Source organism: Sphingomonas sp. Ag1 (assembly GCF_000980895.1).
Taxonomy (GTDB): domain Bacteria; phylum Pseudomonadota; class Alphaproteobacteria; order Sphingomonadales; family Sphingomonadaceae; genus Sphingomonas; species Sphingomonas panaciterrae.
Genome location: NZ_LAZX01000094.1, coordinates 443,827 through 462,237, shown reverse-complemented (window position 1 = coordinate 462,237; position 18,411 = coordinate 443,827). Strand labels below are relative to the sequence as shown.

The following is an 18,411-nucleotide window of genomic DNA, read 5'->3' as shown; positions in this document are numbered from 1 at the left end:
TGCTGCAATGCAGTGGAACCGCGGCTCCTCAAGGTCGCTTGTGCTGGCATGAGGATCGAGTGGACTGGCTGGGAGGTGCCGTCGCTGATCGCCAATGTCGCGATTGCGGCCGGGGCGGTGTTGGTCGGGCTCGTTGTTCACGCGCTCTTCATGGCGGTAGGCCGGCGTCTGGCCGCACGCACACCAGATTCGATTGACGACGCCGCGTTGGCGCTCGCGAAGCGACCGCTCCGCTGGATCGCAGCTGCGATTGCGCTTGCGGCGAGCCGGCGCTTCCTCGATCTGCCATCCTGGGCCAACGAGCTATGGGGGCTCGCCGCCGGTTTCATCGTCCCCGGCCTGATCGGATGGCTGCTGATCACGATCGTTCGGGTATATGCGCGGGCGGTCGAGATCCGCTACGACATAGCGGTCGAAGACAATCTTCGTGCCCGACGGCGGCGCACACGCACCACGATCCTCAGCCGGATCGGCGTCATTGCCATCGCGTTGATCACCATCGCCTTGATGCTGTTGTCTATCCCCAGCATCAGAAGCATCGGGATCACGCTCATGGCATCCGCGGGCCTTGCCGGTCTTGCGGTGGGTGCCGCAGCGCAGCCTGCGCTCAAGAACCTGATCGCCGGCGTTCAGCTTGCCTTTACCGAGCCGATCAGGATCGACGATGTGCTGATTATCGAGGGTGAGTGGGGAAGGGTGGAGGAGATCCGCCTCACCTATGTGGTGGTTGCTCTTTGGGATGAGCGCCGATTGGTTGTTCCGGTATCCCGATTTCTCGAGATGCCGTTCCAGAACTGGACCCGCAACACGAGCCAGTTGCTTGGCAGCGCCTTCTTCTGGCTGGATCCGACCGCCGACATTCCCAGGCTTCGCCGCCATTACGAACAGGTCGTCCGTGCGAACCCGCGCTGGGACGGTCGCGCCTTCGTTCTTCAGGTAACCGATACGAAGCCCGATGCGATCGAGGTGCGTGTCCTCGCGACCGCCAAGAACGCGGCGACCGCCTTCGACCTGCGGTGCGATCTTCGGGAAGCCATGCTCGCCTTCATTCGCGACGAAATGCCCGAGGCGCTGCCGCGCCGTCGCCTTGTTCAGGTGGATGATGTGCTTGCCGCTGATCACCCGGCCCGGGCCTAGACCTTCTCCACTACGGCAGTGACGCCATCGAATTTGACGATGCGCACCGTCGCCCCGGCCGGGCTGTCAGGTCCAGTGGCAGGCCATTCGCCGTCGCCAATCCGGACACGGCCCCGGCCGGAAACGATCGGCGCGGTGACGGCCACATGCTGGCCGACGAGCCGGGCCGCGCGATCATTCAGGTGCGGATCGCTCGAATCCACCGGATAGTCGCGGTACCAGCTTTGGCCGATCATCACGGTCATCACGCTCCAAGCTGCGAACACGGCGAGCTGCACCGCGATCGGTAGATCCGGAAACGCGAAGGTCACCGCCGCCAGGACCGCGGCCGCAATGGCAACGAAGATCAGGAAGATGCCGGGAACGAGCAGCTCCGCAATCGCCAGAAGCACAGCGCCGATGAGCCACACCAGCGCCATGTTGGAGAGGATGCCGCCCAGCATCATTCAGGTCCGCGTTCGCGAACACGAGGCACCGTCTGGCGCGCGGCGGAAGGTGGCGGGTTGGTCGCCACGCCGGCTTCAGCAAGTGCAGCCTTGGCCAGTTCGCCGATCCCGCCCAGCGTGCCGACCAGTTGGGTGGCCTCTACTGGGAAGAGGATCGTCTTGGCATTCGGACTCGTCGCGAATTTGCCGACCGCCTCGACGTACTTTTGCGCGATGAAGTAATTGAGGCTCTGCGTCCCGCCCTGCGCGATGGCGTCCGATACGACCTGTGTCGCCTTCGCCTCGGCCTCAGCGCCGCGCTCGCGCGCTTCAGCTTCGCGGAATGCGGCTTCGCGGCGGCCTTCTGCTTCGAGGATTCGGGCCTGCTTCTGGCCTTCAGCGCGCAGGATTTCGGAAGCGCGCATGCCTTCTGCCTCAAGGATATTGGCGCGTTTTTCGCGTTCCGCCTTCATCTGGCGTCCCATGGCATTCACGATATCGGCGGGCGGGCGGATGTCCTTGATCTCGACGCGGGTGATCTTGACGCCCCACGGTGTCGTCGCATGGTCGACTACCGCGAGAAGCCGCGCGTTGATCTCGTCACGTTTGGACAGCGTCTCATCGAGATCCATCGATCCCATGACAGTGCGCAGGTTGGTGGTGGTCAGCTGCAGCAGCGCCGTATGCATGTCGGAGACTTCATAGGCGGCCTTGGCGGCGTCCAGCACCTGGAAAAAGACGACCCCGTCGGTGGAGATCATCGCATTGTCCTTGGTGATGATCTCCTGCCCCGGAATGTCGATGACCTGTTCCATCATGTTCACCCGGCGGCCAACGCGATAGAAGAAGGCCGGATAGAAATTGAACCCCGGCGCCGCCGTGGTGGTGTACCGGCCGAAATGCTCGATCGTGTATTGATAGCCCTGGCGCACGATCTTGATGCTGATCATCAGGTACAGAAGGACCAGCACCAGAACGAGCGCCGCGGTGAGAAGTGCCATTCGCCTCGATCCTCTCGCTTTTCGTTCAATAGCCTAGCAGTCGGATGCGAGGGGGCCTAGCGGATTGGCGCCCGCGCGGTTACATGGCCCGCCACTTCCCTGCGCAACGGAAACGGCATCTCATGGATATTCGGCTCGGCCTCACCTTCGACGACGTACTGCTCGTCCCCGGCGCTTCCGAGGTGTTGCCGAGCGGAGCGGATACCCGCACGCGGGTAACGCGGGACATCGCTCTTAATATCCCGATCCTCTCCTCCGCGATGGATACAGTGACAGAGGCGGACATGGCGATCGTCATGGCGCAGCTGGGTGGCATGGGGGTGCTGCACCGCAATCTGACCATCGAAGAACAGGTTGCGGCGGTGCGTCAGGTGAAGCGCTTCGAAAGCGGAATGGTGGTTAATCCGATCACGATCAGCCCCTGGGCGACATTGGCCGAAGCGCAGGCGCTGATGGCGCAGAACCGGATCAGTGGCATCCCGGTCGTGGAGGCGAACGGCCGCCTGGTCGGCATCCTGACCAACCGCGACGTCCGCTTTGCCGAAAACCCGATGCAGCCTGTGTCAGAGCTGATGACGCGCGAGAACCTGGCGACGGTGCGCGTCGGCGTCGGGCAGGAAGAGGCGCGGCGCCTGCTTCACCAGCGGCGGATCGAGAAGCTGATCGTTGTTGATGAGGATTATCGCTGCGTTGGCCTGATCACGGTGAAGGATATCGAGAAAGCCGTCACCTATCCGGATGCCACCAAGGATGCGGCAGGCCGGCTGCGCGTGGCGGCGGCGACGACCGTCGGTGACAAGGGGTTCGAGCGCACCGAGGCGCTGGTCGACGCCGAGTGCGATCTGGTGGTGATCGACACGGCGCACGGCCACAACCGTGATGTGGCCCGCGCGGTCGAGCGGGTGAAGAAGCTGTCCAACTCGGTCCAGGTGGTGGCCGGCAACGTAGCCACCGCCGAGGCGACCCGATCGCTGATCGATGCCGGCGCGGACGGGATCAAGGTCGGTATTGGCCCGGGTTCGATCTGCACCACCCGTGTCGTCGCAGGGGTGGGCGTGCCGCAGCTGACCGCCGTCATGGACTGCGCGGAGGCCGCGCGCGGAAGCGGCGTGCCGGTGATCGCCGACGGTGGGCTGCGCACCTCGGGTGATCTCGCCAAGGCGCTCGCCGCTGGCGCTGCGACCTGCATGGTCGGATCGTTGCTGGCCGGTACCGAAGAGGCACCTGGCGAAACCTTCCTGTACCAGGGCCGTGCGTACAAGTCGTACCGCGGCATGGGCAGCGTTGGCGCGATGGGCCGCGGCTCTGCCGACCGCTACTTCCAGGGCGACATCAAGGATCAGCTGAAGCTCGTGCCGGAGGGCATCGAGGGACAGGTACCGTTCAAGGGGCCCGCGCGCGACGTGATCCACCAGCTGGTCGGCGGGATCAAGGCAGCGATGGGCTACACCGGCGCGGCAACCATCACCGAACTGCGCGATCGCGCCAACTTCGTCCGCATCACCGGCGCGGGGCTGAAGGAAAGCCACGTTCATGACGTGACGATCACGCGCGAAGCCCCCAATTACCCGACGCGCTGATCTCCCGTGACGCCCGCTGCACGCACCCAGGCTGCGATCGAGCTCCTCGACGCGATCATTGCCGCAGCGCGCGAGGGCGGGGCGGCGGCAGATACGCTGATCGCGCGCTACTTTGCCGCGCGGCGCTATGCCGGGTCGAAGGACCGGCGTGCTGTGCGAGAGCTGGTATATGCCGCGATCCGCAGCTGCGGCGAGGCTCCAGCCTCCGGCCGTGCCGCCATGTGTCTGCTCGCGAGGGCGGATGAGCAGCTTGCCGCGACCTTCGACGGCTCAGCTCATGGTCCTGCGCCTTTATCAACCGACGAGCCAGTGGCGGTTCCGGGAACGGTACCGGGCTGGATCGGCGAGGCGCTCGAACGCGCCGGGATCGGTCCGGACGAATGGCCCGCACTGATTGAGCGGGCGCCGCTGGATGTGCGTCTGCGCGGGGATGTGGGCCATGCAGAGGTGCTCGCACATTGGCCCGATGCGCAGGTGATCCCGGGATTGCCGCAGGGGCTGCGATTGCCCTCGGGAACCGATGTCGCGTCGATGGCGGGCGCGGTGGAGGTGCAGGACGCTGGCAGCCAGGCGGTGTCGCTCGCCGCAGCGGCGTCCGCAGGCATGACGGTAGTGGATCTGTGCGCGGGAGCTGGCGGCAAGACGCTGGCACTGGGCGACGCGATGGGCGGTGAAGGTCGCATCGTCGCCTGCGATGTTGATCGCGCACGTCTCTCGCGTCTGGCGCCGCGCGCCGCCCGGGCGGGGCTTTCGATCGTGGAGACTCGCCTCCTCAACCCTAATCGGGAGCTGGAGGCGCTTGCCGACCTGCAGCGCACCGCAGACGTGGTATTCGTCGACGCGCCCTGCTCGGGGACGGGGACTTGGCGGCGTAACCCCGAGGCACGGTGGCGCCTCACGCCGGATCGGCTTGCTCGACTGACCGCGACCCAGGCGCACGTGCTCGAGGTGGCAGAAACGCTGGTGCGGCCGGGCGGGGCGCTAGTCTATGTGGTCTGCTCGCTCCTTGACGAGGAGGGGAGCAACCAGGTGGATGCGTTCCTGCGCGGTCATGCCGGCTGGAGCGCCGCTCCCATCGATCTTCCCCTTGGCGCTGCTCTCGGCAATGGCCATCGGCTGACCCCGGCGCGTGACGGCACGGACGGTTTTTTCGTCGCGCGGCTGCTGGCGCCATGCTAACTCGTTGACGTCGTGCCGAAGCTGGAGCCCTTGATGCGTTACACGTCCGTCGCCGTCGCAGCCGCTCTCGCGATGGTTTCGATCTCGACGTCGCTGCACGGCGCGCGGCCGGACGACCAGATTGATGCAAAGTCGATGGCGTTGCTGGAGCAGGGCCGTGCAGCCCGGGCTGCAGGCAATGTCGAGGGCGCGATCGACCTCATTGAAACGGCGGTCGTCGTTGATCCGCGCAATCGGCAGGGCTTCATCGAGCTGGCCGAATTGTCGCGGGCGCGTGGCCTGCCGGGCAAGGCGATCCGGCTTTATCGCGAGGCGTTGTTGCTGGAGCCCAATGACGTGAACGCCCTTCAGGGCCAGGGCGAAGCCTTGGTGGCGAAGGGCGCGGTCGAGCGGGCCAAGGCAAATCTGGCGCGGGTAAAGACCCTCTGCAAGACCGCTTGTCCGCAGGCCAACGCGCTGGCGAGTGTGATCGCCAAGGGGCCGCCGGTTGCGACCGCCAGCACGGTGCCGGTGAAACCTAACGCAAAGGACTGATCGCCAAGCCCCGGAGGGCGTTTAGCTGAGCCGGCGAGCCACAGCGACGAACTCTGCCACGCTGACTGTCTCGGCGCGTCGGGTTGCGTCGATACCCTCCGCCTCCAATGCCTCGAGCGCGCCGGGAAGGCTGCGGAGGCTCTGGCGCAGCATCTTTCGACGCTGGCCGAATGCGGCGGCGGTCAGCGCTTCCAAGCGGCGCAGGTCTACGCCCTCCGGCGCTTCTTTCGGCACTATGTGAACGACCGCAGACATCACCTTTGGCGGCGGCGTGAACGCCGAGCGATGAACGGGCATCGCGATCCGCGGAACGCTGCGCCACTGCGCCAGCACCGCCAGCCGCCCGTAGGCGTCGGTGCCCGGTGCAGCCACGATGCGATCGCCAACCTCGCGCTGGAACATCAGGGTAAGCGATTGCCACCACGGAAACCACTCTGCCGACAGCCAGCCGACGAGAAGCGCGGTTCCGACGTTGTACGGAAGGTTGGCGGCGATGTGCGGCTTGCCCTTGAACAGCGGTCGAGGGTCGATCGCCAGCGCATCGCCCTCGATGACCGACAACTGGCCGGGGAGCGCGACGCTCAGTTCGTCGAGCGCAGGGATGCAGCGACGGTCGCGCTCAATGGCGGTCACGTTCGCGCCAGCTTGCAGCAAGGCACGCGTCAGCCCGCCCGGCCCGGGGCCGACCTCCAGCACTTCGGCGCCAGCAAGGTCGCCCGGAATACGCGCGATGCGCGCGAGCAGCTGCGCGTCAAACAGGAAGTTCTGACCAAGCGCCTTTGACGCGCTCAATCCATGCCGCGCGATCACGTCGCGCAGCGGCGGCAGCTCCGTCATAGATTTGGGCAGGCAGCCCGATGGGCAGCAGCCTCTGCGGCCATCAGGATCGCGGCAATCATGGCGCCCGGTTCCGCCTGGTTCTGGCCAGCGAGCGGGAAGGCGGTGCCATGATCCGGCGAGGTGCGAACCACCGGCAGCCCCAATGTGATGTTGACGCCATCATCGAAATGGAGCGCCTTTAGCGGGATCAACGCCTGATCATGGTAGCAGCACAATGCAGCGTCATAATGGCTGCGCGCGCGCGCATGGAACATCGTGTCGGACGCAAACGGGCCCACCGCGGCGATACCCTCCTCGCGCAAAATCGCGATGGCAGGCTCGATCACCTCGATCTCCTCGCGCCCCAACGCGCCCGATTCTCCAGCGTGAGGATTGAGGCCGGCGAAGGCGAGGCGCGGCTTTTCGATGCCGAAGTTGCGGCGCAAACCCCTGGCCGTCGCGCGCGCTTTCGCAACGATAAGGTCGATCGAGAGCAGCCCGGGTACATCCGCCAATGCCACATGGGTGGTCATCGGCACGACCCGCAGCGATGGGCCGGCGAGCATCATCACGGCATTCTCGCGCGCTACGCCGAACCGCTCGGCCACGAACTCCGTCTGACCGGGATAGTTGAAGCCAATATCGTAAAGCTGCGCCTTCGACACCGGTCCGGTGACAAGCGCACGCGCAGCGCCCGACCGTGCAAGCCCCACCGCCAGCTCCAGCGAGTGCAGCGCACATCGCGCACCGTCCGCGTCCGGCTCTCCCGGCGTAATCTCTCCGGCGTCCTCGACGGTCAGGACCGGGAGCGCCTGATCGAACGCCCCGTCCACCTCACGCAAATCGTTGATCTTGGCGACCGGCCCTTTCCACACCCGCTCGATCGCGCGCGCATCGCCCACGGCGAAGAAGCGGGGCAGGGCGGCAATCGAACGTGCAGCCCAGGCTTTGGCGATCACCTCTGGCCCGACGCCAGCCGGATCGCCCATCGAAACGGCAAGTGGTGCTAGGCTCGCGATGTCAACGATACTCCACGATCGCGTCACGCCGCAGGTCGCGCAGCGCCTGCTGCGCACGCAGATTGACGCGCTGCTGTTCGAGCTGGCTCTGGATCTGCTCCGAGCCCGGAAGCTGGGCAGAGGCGCTGTCGTCCCGGCCGCAAAGGACCAGCGTGCGCACGCCTTCCTCAGGGTTGCCGAAGGGCGGGGTCGCCTGGCCGACCTGCAGGTTGACCATGATGTCCTGCAGCGGCGCAGGAAGATCGCGGATCCGGATCGCGTCGTTCTGGACGACTTCGGCGTTGATCGTCGCGGCCACCTTTTCAACCGAGCCGCAGCCCTGAAGCTGGCGGATCGTGTCAGCGAATTTCGCCGTGCGCTGGGTTGCCTGCGCCTGCGTCGTGCCGGCCGGGAACTTGATCGTCATCTGCTTCAGGCTGAGCCGCGCATCGCGCGCGTTCGCCATGAGGACCTGACGCTTGTCGACGAGATACAGGATGGAGAAGCCACCCGGGACGGCCACCGGGCCGACCACCTGACCGACCTGCATCTGGCCCGCGGCTTCGGCCAGTTCAGCCGGCAGCTGCGCCGCGCGTACCCAGCCAAGGTCGCCGTTCACGCCGCGCGTCGACGCTTCGGAAAAGTTGCGGGCGAAATAGCCGAACGGAGCCTGACCCTTCTGGATCTCACCGATCAACTGACGAGCCGCGCCATACACCTCCTCGGTGCGGTCAGGCGTGGCCGACAGGTAAATCTCGTTCAGGTGATATTCGTCGGTGCCTTTGGCAGCTTCCAGACGATCCAGGATCGCCTTCACCTCTTCCTCACCGACGTTGACGTACGGCTCGACGCGGCGGCGCAGATACCGCTGCCATGCCAGTTCGCCCTCGATCTGCCGCTTGATCGACCGTTCCGAGGAGCCCTGCTGACGCAGGAATTCGCGGAACTGATCCGGGGTACGGTTGAAGTTCTGCGCGACGCGCGCGAAGCTCTGGTTCAGCTCGTCATCGGTGATCGTAATATCAGCGGTCTTTGCCTGCTGGATCTGAAGCACTTCGTCGATGAGTTGGCGTAGGACCTGAAGGCGCAGGCGGTCCATATCCTCCGGGCTGAGGTCCACGTTGTTCGCTGCGCGGATCAACGCCACACGCTGGTCCACATCGGTACGCGTCAGCACATTGTCGTTCACGATCGCTGTCGCCTTGCGGACGTTCGGATCGACATTGCCGAAGATCTGCAGGTTCTGTGGGATGTTCAGGCCCGTTTCCGGAACTGCTTGATCCTCAACAGTCGTGCTTCCGGTCTGGCCGGTCGCTGCTCCTGCAGCAGCGACAGCCAGAACCAAGCCTGCGAGCCGGCCGAGTCGTGCCGCCTTGTTGCCCATCGTCGTCACTCGTTCCGGAATCCCATCTTGCACGCCATGGTGCCCATCACGGCACATGCATATCCGTAGCTGAACCGCGGCTTAGCGTCCGAGGTTCTTGAATGCCAGCGTCAACAGATAGCTGCTGCCCCGGCGTGCGTCGCCCGTGGTCCGATAGTCCCGGCGCCAGGTCAGGCCCAAAGTGAGGCAGTCATCCTCGTACTGGACGCCGAGCCTGTGCCGGATCGGGTCGAACCCGTCCGCGACCGAGAATACGTCATCGCTGCGATCGGTGAGATCGATCAGGCCCGACGCGAACGCCGACCAGAAGCGCGCGAATTGCACGCGGCCACCAACGCGGATTTCCTCGCGGTCCTGAAGGTCCTCCAACTCGTCGATGTCACGGTTGAGCCTCAGGTACCCGACGACCACGTAGGTGGACCGAGATCCGACCGTGGCGTCGATTTCATTGCGCCGGACCGCCAGGCTGTCCTTGTCGACGCGGTAGCGATGCGTGAAGGACACGAAATCGCGGAAGCGAAGTGTGGTGCGGCCGACGATGTCGGAAAACCGGTCGCTCAGCCCTGTACCGGACGGGAAGATCGCGACGCGATCTGACAGGCGATAGCTTTGTCCGATGTTGGCCGTCGCGCTGAAGCCCGGAAGATCTAGAGCATACTCAAAGCCATAGGTCGCGCGGGTCGAGTCTTCCCAGCGATCATAGCCGTTGAAGCGGTTGAGCGCGAAGAGGTTCGAATCCTCCAGGTCGATCGATCGTGCGTCCTCGTTGGGAATATCGAGATTCTTGACCCTCGGCGAGGCGACGATCTGGAGGCGGGGCGAGATGCGTTGCGTGCCATTGCCGACCGCTCCAACAAACGGCCAGCGCACGTCCACCGCCAGGGCACCGATGGCGCGTGTGTGGAAACCGTCCAGCCCGCGATAGCTCGCGATCCGCGTCGCCGCCGTGTCGCTGGTGTTATAGGCGTCGCCCCGTGCGAATGCCGTAAAGGTGACTTCCTGGCCCCAGTTGGTCAGGCGCCTGAGATCCCATCGCGCGCTGGCGAAGGCACGCTGGGTATCCTGGCCGGCCTTGCGCCCGATCGCGAGTGTATTGACGTGCAGCTGCACCGTCCCGCCAAGCACATTTTCCTGCAGGCGCCGGCGATAGTCCATTTCCGGCAAGGCAACCGGCTGCATACCCTGGCGTTCACCGACGCGAAGTGTCTGGGTCGCCCATCCGGCAAGCGAGAAGTAGCTATCCTGATCGATCCGCTCCAGCGCCGCGGTCGTCCGCAGACGATCGGCGTTCGAGATGTCGTATCGGCGCAAGAACGTGCGATCGGTTGCCAGCCGCAGCGATCCGGAAAGGCTCCAATTCTCGTTGAACTGAAAACGTCCGACACCGTCGAGATAGCCGCGGAATGCCTGTTCGGTCGAAGAATTGAAGCCACTTGCCAGATCGTCGCTCCGCCGGCTGACCGTCCCATAGCCGGTCACGCTGAAGGCGCCCAGTTCGTCCAACTGCTCATAATTGGCCTGCATCATCGGCAACACCGCCGAATAGACGTGCGGTGTCACCGTCAGCTTTCGGTTGGGTGCGAGGCTGAACAGATAGGGTGTGGCCACTTCCAGACCGTTGACCCGGTCATAGCGGATCGTGGGCGAGAGCAGCCCGCTCGCGGTCGCTTCTCCAACTGGATGCGAGAACTTGGGGAGCGGGATCGACGGCAGCCCAAACAGATGAACCTGGGCGCCGACGTAATAGACTCGCTCCCGATCAGGGCGGTAGGTTACGCGGACCGCCGTGACCTTCCACGTCGGCTCCTTCGGGCAGCCATCCGAGCTGACGACCGAACAGGCCGTATAAGCCGCACGATCGAGCGAGATCGTCCCGTTTTCCTGCCGTGTCCCCCGCTCCGCCGCGAGCCGCCCACCACGCTCCAGCACGACGAGCATGTTGTCGATGACGCCGTCTTTCAGCGAGTCGGTCAGTTCGATCGAGTCGCCATAGGCAGTGTCGCCTTCGGGGCTGGTCACGGCGATGTTGCCGCTCGCCACGACCCTGCCGGTCTTTCGGTTCCAGACCACCTTGTCCGCACGCAGCCGCTGGCCGGCGCGGAACATCCGCACATCGGTCAGCGCGGTAACCACATCGGCTTCATAGTCATATTCGAGCGAGCCGGCGCTGAAGTCGATCTGATCCTCGTCAGTCGGCTGCGCTGAAGGGCTCGCCACCGCTTGCGGAGGCGGGGGCGGCACGGTGCGATCCTGCAGATCCTGTGCGCTGGCTGTGCCGGCGAGCAGGGCTAGCGAAAACGCGCAACTGGCCAAAAGCTCGAGACGCGTCACTCGATTACTCGCAAAACTGGAAACCCCTTTCCGAAGCCCGTCGGGGCACCGGTAGAAAGCCCTATCGCATCGTGCGCGAGCCGCTGCAACGCTTTGCCACCGGCAGGGTCAGTCCCTATCTGCGTCGCGAAACAAGAGGAAGAGCCATGAACGTCACCTTTGCCGACTCCCGCCCCACGGCATCGCCAGTGCTTGCATTCCCCGTGAAGAAGGATGCGGCCGGGACGATCTCGCTGCCTGGCATGGATGCCGAAGCAAGCGCGATCATCGCTGCTGCCGCTGCGGGGCAGCGGTTCAAGGGTGAAGCGGGTTCGGTTGCCGAGGCCTATGTCAGCTCCGGCCGGATATTAATGCTGGGCGTGGGTGAGGGCGACGACGCGGGCTATGAGCGGGCGGGAGGCGCGCTGACCGCTCGCCTGCTGACGTCAGGTGTGACGGAGGTGACCGCCGACCTCTCCGGTAGCACGGCCGTTGCCGCAGCACGGTTCGCAGCGGGTGCCGCTCAGCGGGCGTGGCGGTATGACGTTTATCGCACGAAGCTTGCCGAGGATGCGAAGCCGTCGCTCACCAATGTCACCATCGTCGGCGCACCGGCCGATGCGAAAGAGGCGAGGGTGGCGCGTGATGCGGTTACGCAGGGTCTCGCGCTGACGAAGACGCTCGTCACCCTTCCGCCCAACATTCTTTACCCCGAAAGCTTCGTCGACCTGGTGACGAAGGAAGTCGACGGGCTCGGCCTTGAAGTGACCGTGCTGGACGAGGCGGCGATGCGGGAACTCGGCATGGGTGCGCTCCTTGGCGTGTCGCAAGGCTCCCGGCGCGAGGCGCGGCTGCTCGCCTTGCGCTGGAACGGCGCGGGCGAAGGTGATCCGGCACTTGCGCTGGTCGGCAAGGGCGTAACGTTCGACACCGGCGGCATCTCCATCAAGCCTGCGGCCGGTATGGAGGACATGAAGTGGGACATGGGCGGTGCGGGCGCCGTCGCGGGCGCAATGAAGACGCTGGCCCTGCGCAAGGCAAAGGCGAACGTCATCGGCGTCATGGGCCTGGTCGAGAATATGCCCGACGGGAATGCGCAACGGCCCGGTGACGTGGTGACGTCGATGTCGGGGCAGACGATCGAGGTCATCAATACCGACGCAGAAGGCCGGCTGGTCCTGTGCGACTGCGTGACCTGGGTACAGCGCACCCACAAGGTGAAGACGATCGTCGACCTTGCAACGCTGACGGGCGCGATGATCATCAGCCTCGGCAACGAACAGGGCGGCCTCTTCGCCAACGATGATGGGCTGGCGGATCAGTTGCTGTCGGCGAGCAAGGCCAGCGGGGACGCCCTGTGGCGACTCCCGATGGGGCCTGCCTACGACAAGCTGATCGACAGCGCGATCGCCGACATGAAGAACGTCGGGCCGCGTGGCGGTGGCTCGATCACGGCTGCGCAGTTCATCAAACGGTTCGTCGAGGACGACGTTCGCTGGGCCCATCTGGATATCGCCGGCATGGTATGGTCTGAAAAGGATGGACCGACATGGGGCAAGGGCGCGACCGGCTTTGGTGTCCGGCTGCTCGATGCCTTCGTTGCCGATAATTTCGAGAAGTGATGGTCTGAGCGCGGTGCAGGTCGACTTCTATCATCTGACCAGCATGCCGCTTGAGCGCGCGCTGCCGCGGATTGCGGAGCGCGTGCTCGAAAGCGGTGCCCGCCTGCTCATCGTGGCCGGCGACGATGCGCAGCGTGCCGCGCTCGATCGGTTGCTGTGGGAATATTCCAGCGACAGCTTCCTGCCGCACGGCTGCGAAGGCGGGGAGGAAGATGCTGACCAGCCCATCCTGATCGCGGGGGATGTGAATGCCGCAAACAATGCCCAGCATGTCGCTCTCGTAGACGGAAACTGGCGCGACGATGCGCTCGATTTCGACCGGGCCTTTCACTTCTTCGATGAGGAGCGAATTGCCGAGGCACGGGCTGCTTGGCGATCGCTGGGCGAACGTGACAATGTCGAGCGGCGTTACTGGAAGCAGAATGACGCCGGGCGCTGGGAGCAGGCGGCATGACCGCGCAGCTGGATCGGGTCTGACGTCTCTGCGCGTCGGCGATCATCCCGACAGTTGCGCTGAACGCCGCTCACGGGTAACGGCGCCGCTGTTTCCGCACATCTTCAACTACAGGAGCGACCATCATGGCCGCCAATCGCACGTTTTCGATCATCAAGCCGGACGCCACCCGCCGCAACCTGACCGGCGCCGTCACCAAGATGCTGGAAGAGGCCGGGCTTCGCGTCGTCGCATCCAAGCGCATCCAGATGACCAAGGAGCAGGCAGAGGGCTTCTACGCGGTGCACAAGGAGCGCCCGTTCTTCAACGACCTGGTGTCGTTCATGATCTCGGGTCCGGTCGTCGTACAGGTTCTCGAGGGTGAGAACGCCGTGCAGCGCAACCGTGACATCATGGGCGCGACCAACCCGGAGAACGCAGCGCCGGGCACGATCCGCAAGGAACTCGCCGAGTCGATCGAAGCCAATTCGGTTCATGGTTCGGACTCGGATGAGAATGCGGCGATCGAGATCGCCTATTTCTTCAAGCCCGAAGAGATCGTCGGCTGAACCGATGACCGGGAACTGGCGGCTTCGTCGCGCCACTGCGGCTGATGCACAGGCCATGGCGATGATCGCGGCCGCCAGCTTCCTTGAAACGTTCGCCGGCATTCTGCCCGGCGCCGATATCGTTGCGCATTGCGCGCGCAACAGCTCGCCCGAGAAGTTCTCAGGATGGGCCGAAGATCCCGCAAGCATCTTGACCTTGGCAGAGCATCCCCAGGGGTTCGCGCCGGTCGGCTATACGGTCCTGACCACCCCGGACCTTCCCGTTGCGCCGACCCCCGGCGACATCGAGTTGCGCCGGATCTACGCCCTGTCGATCACGCGCGGAACCGGGCTTGGACATCATCTGATGGCTACCGTGATCGCTGATGCCCGTGCTCTGGGCGGACGACGCCTCCTGTTGGGCGTGCTTGACCGCAACCATCGCGCACGCACCTTCTACGAACGTGAGGGTTTCAGCCCGGTTGGCACCCGCCGCTTCAGCGTAGGTGCGGGCTGGTGCGATGACGTGATCTACGCGCGCTCGCTCTGACGTTTCAGTTCGTCTGCCCACAAGCGATCAACCGCTTTCGACGTTCCGCCGAGTTCGCGAACCCGCGCCGCCTCAAGCGAAAGGCTCCGCCCGCGCAGCAGGTTGCCACGGGTACGCCAGACGATCTCCACGATGGCGCTGCCGCTTCTCATTTCATTGCCTGAGCGATAGCTGGCCGTCACCAGCACAGGCAGCCGCCCTTCACGACTGTCGGCGCCGCCATCCATCGCCTGCAGCACGGCGTCGGCGAACCAATCCTTCTCGATGCGTGCCGTGGCGGGGCTCTTCGGGGCGACCTTCAGTTGCGATGGAAAAGTGATTGTTGTCTCGAGCAGGTCGTGCCGGGGGTCGACCAGTTCCACTTCGCTACCATCGCGATTGAGCGACCCTTGCAAGGAGAAGCGCGCTTCAGCTGCGGTAGCCGCCACACGCTCGGCGGCCTTTTCTGACGCAGAATGTCGCTTGTCGCTCCAGTTCATCCACAGCGTCAGCGCGCCGATGATGAGGCCGGAGACGGCGACCAACTCCGCGAGCGAGATCCATCGCCGGCGAGTTGCAGCCTGATCCGGGGTTTCGCTCAACGCCCGCCCATTTCCAGCAGGCGTCGTGGCGCCGCCAGTTCCCAGCTCTGCGCGACTCGGTCCGCTACGCGCTCCCAATCCGTATCCGGACCGCCGACCCGCAACGCGACCCAGCCCGACGGGCCAAGATACGCGGGTTTGTAGTAGAGGGCAGGATCGTTTTCGATCAGCATCGTCTGTTCATCGAGGCCGCTGGTCTTCACGACCACGGCTGTCTCACCATCCTGATGATGATCGTGCCAGAAATAGGCGAAGAACTTGCCGCCCTCGATGTAGAAGCCTGGGGAGCCGTGCGACGGGCGCTCGGCAGCCTCCGGCAGAGCGAGCGCGATGCCGCGCACCCGCTCAAGAGCCTCTTCAGATGGGGTCAGCGTGTCAGCCATTCCGCCAGAACGCGCGGATAGAGCCGATGCTCCTCGTCAAGGACGCGCGCCGCCAATGTCTCCGGTGTGTCACCGGATTGGATTGGCACACGTGCCTGACCCAGAACCGCCCCGCCATCCAGTTCTTCGGTGACGATATGCACGGAACAGCCCGCCTCCGCATCTCCTGCGGCAATGGCGCGGGCATGGGTGTCCAACCCCTTATACTTCGGCAGCAATGACGGGTGGATGTTGATGATCCGGTCGCGCCAACGGGCAACGAAGTCGTCGGAAAGCAGGCGCATATAGCCGGCCAGGGCGAGATATTCGGCGCCAGCCTCCCGCAACGCGGCGTCCAGCGCGGCCTCATAGGCTTGCTTGCCGACTTCCTTCGGCGACAGGGCGAACGTGGGGATGCCCTGCTCACGCGCCCAGATCAGCCCTTCCGCCGACGGGCGGTTCGATGCGACAACGACGACCTTATATGCGTCCGTCGCGTTAGCGACGAGCGACCGCATGTTCGATCCTCGGCCGGAGATCAGAACGCCGACGTGGGCGGTCACGCGTCGTGGCTCGCCCGCCACGGCGCGCGGGCGCTCCATGTTTCGGTCGACCCCGTCACGGTGCAGCCGCGCTCACCATTGATGATGCGCCCGATCTGGAACACCTGCTCACCGGCAGCGGTCAGTTCGGCCGCGACGGCATCGGCGGCTTCTGGCGCGGTGACGACCACCATGCCGATGCCGCAGTTGAAGGTGCGGGCCATTTCTTCCGGCTCGATCGCGCCTTGTGCCTGGAGAAAGGCCGTCAGTCGGGATTGCGGCCATGCATCGGCATTCACCTCGGCGCGAACACCTTTCGGGAGGACGCGCGGGATATTCTCCAGCAAACCGCCGCCGGTGATATGCGCCAGGCCCTTCACGCGCCCAGCGCGCAGCAGCGGAAGAAGACTGCGGACATAGATGCGAGTCGGAGCCATCAGCGCATCGATCAGCAGCACCTCGGGATCGAACAATGCCGGTCGATCCAGCTTCCACGACTTGTCCGCCGCCAGACGCCGCACAAGGGAGAAGCCGTTCGAATGGACGCCGGAGGATGCGAGACCCAGCATCACGTCACCCTCCGCGATATCGCGGCCGGTGAGCACATGATCACGTTCCACCGCGCCGACGCAGAAGCCCGCGAGGTCATAATCTCCATCGGCGTACATGCCGGGCATCTCGGCCGTCTCGCCGCCGATCAGCGCGCAGCCGGCGATCTGGCAACCCTCCGCGATCGACGCGATTACCTGCTCCGCTACCTGCGGATCCAGTTTCCCCGACGCGTAATAATCCAGGAAGAACAGCGGCTCGGCACCCTGGACAATGAGGTCGTTGACGCACATTGCGACCAAATCGATGCCGACGCCGGCATGACGGTTGTAGTCGATCGCCAGCTTCAGCTTGGTGCCGACGCCGTCGTTCGCCGCCACCAGCAGCGGATCGCTGAAGCCCGCGGCCTTCAGGTCGAAGAACCCGCCGAAGCCACCAAGGTCGGCATCGGCGCCCGGTCGCCGGGTGGCGCGCGCCAGCGGCGCGATCGCCCGGACCAGCGCGTTGCCGGCGGCGATCGACACGCCCGCTTGCTCGTATGTGTATCCGCTGTCGCTCATGTGGAGCCGCCTAGCCACAACGCGCTTGGATTTCCACGCCTCCTTCGCCAAAAGACGCGTGATTATGCGTTTGAAGCCCTTGTTCCTCGTTCCTGCTGCCGCGGCGCTCGCGCTTGGTGCGGGGGTCGGTGTCGCCCAGATCGAGGGTGGCGGCAGAGGCGTGGCGCCCGTCGACAGCTCACGCGACTATGAGATTTCCGGCATTCGCGTTGATGTCGCGGCGAAGGACGCCGATGCCGCGCGCCTGGGCGGCTGGCGGGTGGCCCAGCGGAAGGCTTGGGCACAATTATCCCAGCGGCTTGGCGGCGGAAGCCGTACGCTCCCGGATTCGACGCTCGATTCGATCGTGAGCGGCATTGTTGTTGAGAATGAACAGATCGGGCCGACGCGCTATGTTGCCCGCCTGGGCGTGTTGTTCGATCGCAACCGAGCCGGCGCGATTCTGGGCATCTCCAATTACGTGATGCGTTCGCCGCCGATGGTGGTCATCCCGATTGTGTGGTCGGGCGGCGTGGCGACGGGATTTGAACAACGCACGCTTTGGCAGGAAGCGTGGGCGCGCTACCGGACTGGGGCGAGCGCGATCGACTATATCCGCCCGACCGGTAGCGGGCCTGATCCGCTGCTGCTGAACCTCGGCCAGACCCAGCGACCCGCGCGCGGATGGTGGCGTGCCGTTCTCAATCAATATGGCGGGTCGGATGTACTGATCCCGACGGTGAAGCTGTACCGCCAATGGCCCGGTGGGCCGGTTGTTGGGGTGTTCCAGGCCCGCCAGGGGCCCGACAATCGGCTTCTTTCGCAATTCAGCCTGCGAGTCGGCAGCGTGGCTGGCGTTCCCGCCTTGCTTGATGCGGGTGTGAAGCGGATCGACGAGATCTACCAACAAGCACTGCGCGCCGGGCTTCTCCGCAGCGATCCGGGCCTCTCCTACGTGCCACCGGAAGAGGTGCCGCAGGACGACGATGAAGCTGGCGAGACCGTCGTGACAGATACGCCGTTGGTCCCCACGGCCAATGTCTCGGTCCAGTTCGATACGCCCAATGTGGCGGCTGTTACGGCGACTGAGGCGGCGCTGCGCGGCGTGCCGGGCGTTTCCGCGGCGACGACCAGCAGCCTCGCGCTGGGCGGGGTATCGGTGATGACGGTCGGGTATGTCGGGCCGCCTGAGGCGCTCAAGGCGGCGCTGGAGGCGCGTGGCTGGCAGGTATTCGGGTCGGGAATGACCATCCGCATCCGCCGCGCGCCGCGTCTGTTGCCGCAGGAGCTGGTGCCCGACAATGCGACCGCCGGATGA

The 18,411-nt window shown here is 65.0% G+C and carries 19 protein-coding genes; 9 read left to right on the top strand and 10 right to left on the bottom strand.

Translation table 11 applies throughout. The features are described 5' to 3' along the window. Window positions 1-48 precede the first annotated feature (48 nt). Complete coding sequence (locus tag XM50_RS15055) at window positions 49-1,137, top strand: mechanosensitive ion channel family protein (protein WP_052742662.1); 1,089 nt, start codon at window positions 49-51, stop codon at window positions 1,135-1,137. Here XM50_RS15055 and XM50_RS15050 read toward each other — a convergent pair. Both XM50_RS15050 and XM50_RS15045 read right to left on the bottom strand, forming a co-directional pair. Then, entirely contained in the window at window positions 1,134-1,580 is a 447-nt protein-coding gene (locus tag XM50_RS15050; RefSeq protein ID WP_046411739.1) for an NfeD family protein, read from the bottom strand. The two genes, XM50_RS15055 and XM50_RS15050, sit on opposite strands and share 4 nt — an antisense overlap. Further along, the gene (locus tag XM50_RS15045) at window positions 1,580-2,563 is read right to left on the bottom strand and encodes an SPFH domain-containing protein (protein WP_046410634.1); all 984 of its coding nucleotides are present in this window, start codon (window positions 2,561-2,563) and stop codon (window positions 1,580-1,582) included. Before XM50_RS15045 ends, XM50_RS15050 begins: the two co-directional genes overlap by 1 nt. Window positions 2,564-2,685: 122 nt before the next feature. On the opposite strand from XM50_RS15045, the gene guaB reads away from it, so the two are divergent. The 3 genes from guaB to XM50_RS15030 are packed head-to-tail and all read left to right on the top strand — an operon-like array spanning window position 2,686 to window position 5,856. Continuing rightward, window positions 2,686-4,143, top strand: a complete 1,458-nt coding sequence (guaB, locus tag XM50_RS15040) for an IMP dehydrogenase (protein WP_046410632.1) — start codon at window positions 2,686-2,688, stop codon at window positions 4,141-4,143. 6 nt (window positions 4,144-4,149) lie between these two features. Continuing rightward, the gene (locus tag XM50_RS15035) at window positions 4,150-5,322 is read left to right on the top strand and encodes an RsmB/NOP family class I SAM-dependent RNA methyltransferase (RefSeq protein ID WP_046410631.1); all 1,173 of its coding nucleotides are present in this window, start codon (window positions 4,150-4,152) and stop codon (window positions 5,320-5,322) included. Between the two features lie 33 nt (window positions 5,323-5,355). Further along, window positions 5,356-5,856: a tetratricopeptide repeat protein gene (locus XM50_RS15030; protein WP_046411737.1), complete on the top strand. Its 501-nt coding sequence runs from the start codon at window positions 5,356-5,358 to the stop codon at window positions 5,854-5,856. Window positions 5,857-5,877: 21 nt separating this feature from the next. Here XM50_RS15030 and rsmA read toward each other — a convergent pair whose 3' ends face one another. The 4 genes from rsmA to XM50_RS15010 form a co-directional block, all read right to left on the bottom strand. Beyond that, window positions 5,878-6,693, bottom strand: coding sequence for a 16S rRNA (adenine(1518)-N(6)/adenine(1519)-N(6))-dimethyltransferase RsmA (rsmA, locus tag XM50_RS15025; RefSeq protein ID WP_046410629.1), 816 nt, complete (start codon window positions 6,691-6,693; stop codon window positions 5,878-5,880). Next, on the bottom strand, window positions 6,690-7,694 hold the full coding sequence (gene pdxA / locus XM50_RS15020) for a 4-hydroxythreonine-4-phosphate dehydrogenase PdxA (protein WP_082103244.1): 1,005 nt from the start codon (window positions 7,692-7,694) through the stop codon (window positions 6,690-6,692). The genes rsmA and pdxA overlap by 4 nt, the downstream gene beginning before the upstream one ends. Before the next feature lies 1 nt (window position 7,695). Then, window positions 7,696-9,057 (bottom strand): peptidylprolyl isomerase, encoded by a 1,362-nt coding sequence (locus XM50_RS15015; protein ID WP_046410625.1) that lies wholly within the window; start codon window positions 9,055-9,057, stop codon window positions 7,696-7,698. A gap of 81 nt (window positions 9,058-9,138) precedes the next feature. Then, entirely contained in the window at window positions 9,139-11,388 is a 2,250-nt protein-coding gene (locus XM50_RS15010) for an LPS-assembly protein LptD (protein WP_046410624.1), read from the bottom strand. Between the two features lie 146 nt (window positions 11,389-11,534). Here XM50_RS15010 and XM50_RS15005 point away from each other — a divergent pair, with 146 nt between their 5' ends. From XM50_RS15005 to XM50_RS14990, 4 genes are all read left to right on the top strand, one after another. Beyond that, a complete protein-coding gene (locus XM50_RS15005) occupies window positions 11,535-12,989 on the top strand; it encodes a leucyl aminopeptidase (RefSeq protein WP_046410622.1) in 1,455 nt (484 codons plus the stop codon). Window positions 12,990-13,002: 13 nt separating this feature from the next. Next, the gene (locus tag XM50_RS15000; RefSeq protein WP_046410621.1) at window positions 13,003-13,443 is read left to right on the top strand and encodes a DNA polymerase III subunit chi; all 441 of its coding nucleotides are present in this window, start codon (window positions 13,003-13,005) and stop codon (window positions 13,441-13,443) included. Window positions 13,444-13,568: 125 nt separating this feature from the next. Continuing rightward, window positions 13,569-13,991, top strand: coding sequence for a nucleoside-diphosphate kinase (gene ndk / locus XM50_RS14995; protein ID WP_046410620.1), 423 nt, complete (start codon window positions 13,569-13,571; stop codon window positions 13,989-13,991). A 55-nt stretch (window positions 13,992-14,046) separates the two neighbouring features. Beyond that, window positions 14,047-14,520 (top strand): GNAT family N-acetyltransferase, encoded by a 474-nt coding sequence (locus XM50_RS14990; protein ID WP_231621993.1) that lies wholly within the window; start codon window positions 14,047-14,049, stop codon window positions 14,518-14,520. Here XM50_RS14990 and XM50_RS14985 read toward each other — a convergent pair. The 4 genes from XM50_RS14985 to purM are packed head-to-tail and all read right to left on the bottom strand — an operon-like array spanning window position 14,502 to window position 17,114. Beyond that, a complete protein-coding gene (locus tag XM50_RS14985; protein ID WP_046410616.1) occupies window positions 14,502-15,101 on the bottom strand; it encodes a hypothetical protein in 600 nt (199 codons plus the stop codon). The two genes, XM50_RS14990 and XM50_RS14985, sit on opposite strands and share 19 nt — an antisense overlap. Then, the gene (locus XM50_RS14980) at window positions 15,098-15,484 is read right to left on the bottom strand and encodes an MmcQ/YjbR family DNA-binding protein (RefSeq protein WP_046411736.1); all 387 of its coding nucleotides are present in this window, start codon (window positions 15,482-15,484) and stop codon (window positions 15,098-15,100) included. Before XM50_RS14980 ends, XM50_RS14985 begins: the two co-directional genes overlap by 4 nt. Then, complete coding sequence (purN, locus tag XM50_RS14975; RefSeq protein WP_082103242.1) at window positions 15,469-15,981, bottom strand: phosphoribosylglycinamide formyltransferase; 513 nt, start codon at window positions 15,979-15,981, stop codon at window positions 15,469-15,471. Before purN ends, XM50_RS14980 begins: the two co-directional genes overlap by 16 nt. A gap of 41 nt (window positions 15,982-16,022) precedes the next feature. Next, window positions 16,023-17,114, bottom strand: coding sequence for a phosphoribosylformylglycinamidine cyclo-ligase (gene purM, locus XM50_RS14970; protein WP_046410613.1), 1,092 nt, complete (start codon window positions 17,112-17,114; stop codon window positions 16,023-16,025). Between the two features lie 64 nt (window positions 17,115-17,178). Here purM and XM50_RS14965 point away from each other — a divergent pair, with 64 nt between their 5' ends. After that, on the top strand, window positions 17,179-18,411 hold the full coding sequence (locus XM50_RS14965) for a hypothetical protein (RefSeq protein WP_046410611.1): 1,233 nt from the start codon (window positions 17,179-17,181) through the stop codon (window positions 18,409-18,411).

Coding starts and splice junctions, on each gene's coding strand:
- ndk (WP_046410620.1), top strand. CDS start 13,569: ATGGCCGCCAATCGCACGTTTTCGATCATCAAGCCGGACGCCACCCGC.
- XM50_RS14990 (WP_231621993.1), top strand. CDS start 14,047: ATGGCGATGATCGCGGCCGCCAGCTTCCTTGAAACGTTCGCCGGCATT.
- XM50_RS15055 (WP_052742662.1), top strand. CDS start 49: ATGAGGATCGAGTGGACTGGCTGGGAGGTGCCGTCGCTGATCGCCAAT.
- purM (WP_046410613.1), bottom strand. CDS start 17,114: ATGAGCGACAGCGGATACACATACGAGCAAGCGGGCGTGTCGATCGCC.
- XM50_RS15050 (WP_046411739.1), bottom strand. CDS start 1,580: ATGCTGGGCGGCATCCTCTCCAACATGGCGCTGGTGTGGCTCATCGGC.
- XM50_RS15045 (WP_046410634.1), bottom strand. CDS start 2,563: ATGGCACTTCTCACCGCGGCGCTCGTTCTGGTGCTGGTCCTTCTGTAC.
- purN (WP_082103242.1), bottom strand. CDS start 15,981: ATGCGGTCGCTCGTCGCTAACGCGACGGACGCATATAAGGTCGTCGTT.
- XM50_RS15030 (WP_046411737.1), top strand. CDS start 5,356: ATGCGTTACACGTCCGTCGCCGTCGCAGCCGCTCTCGCGATGGTTTCG.
- XM50_RS14980 (WP_046411736.1), bottom strand. CDS start 15,484: ATGGCTGACACGCTGACCCCATCTGAAGAGGCTCTTGAGCGGGTGCGC.
- guaB (WP_046410632.1), top strand. CDS start 2,686: ATGGATATTCGGCTCGGCCTCACCTTCGACGACGTACTGCTCGTCCCC.
- XM50_RS15005 (WP_046410622.1), top strand. CDS start 11,535: ATGAACGTCACCTTTGCCGACTCCCGCCCCACGGCATCGCCAGTGCTT.
- XM50_RS14965 (WP_046410611.1), top strand. CDS start 17,179: ATGCGTTTGAAGCCCTTGTTCCTCGTTCCTGCTGCCGCGGCGCTCGCG.
- XM50_RS15015 (WP_046410625.1), bottom strand. CDS start 9,057: ATGGGCAACAAGGCGGCACGACTCGGCCGGCTCGCAGGCTTGGTTCTG.
- rsmA (WP_046410629.1), bottom strand. CDS start 6,693: ATGACGGAGCTGCCGCCGCTGCGCGACGTGATCGCGCGGCATGGATTG.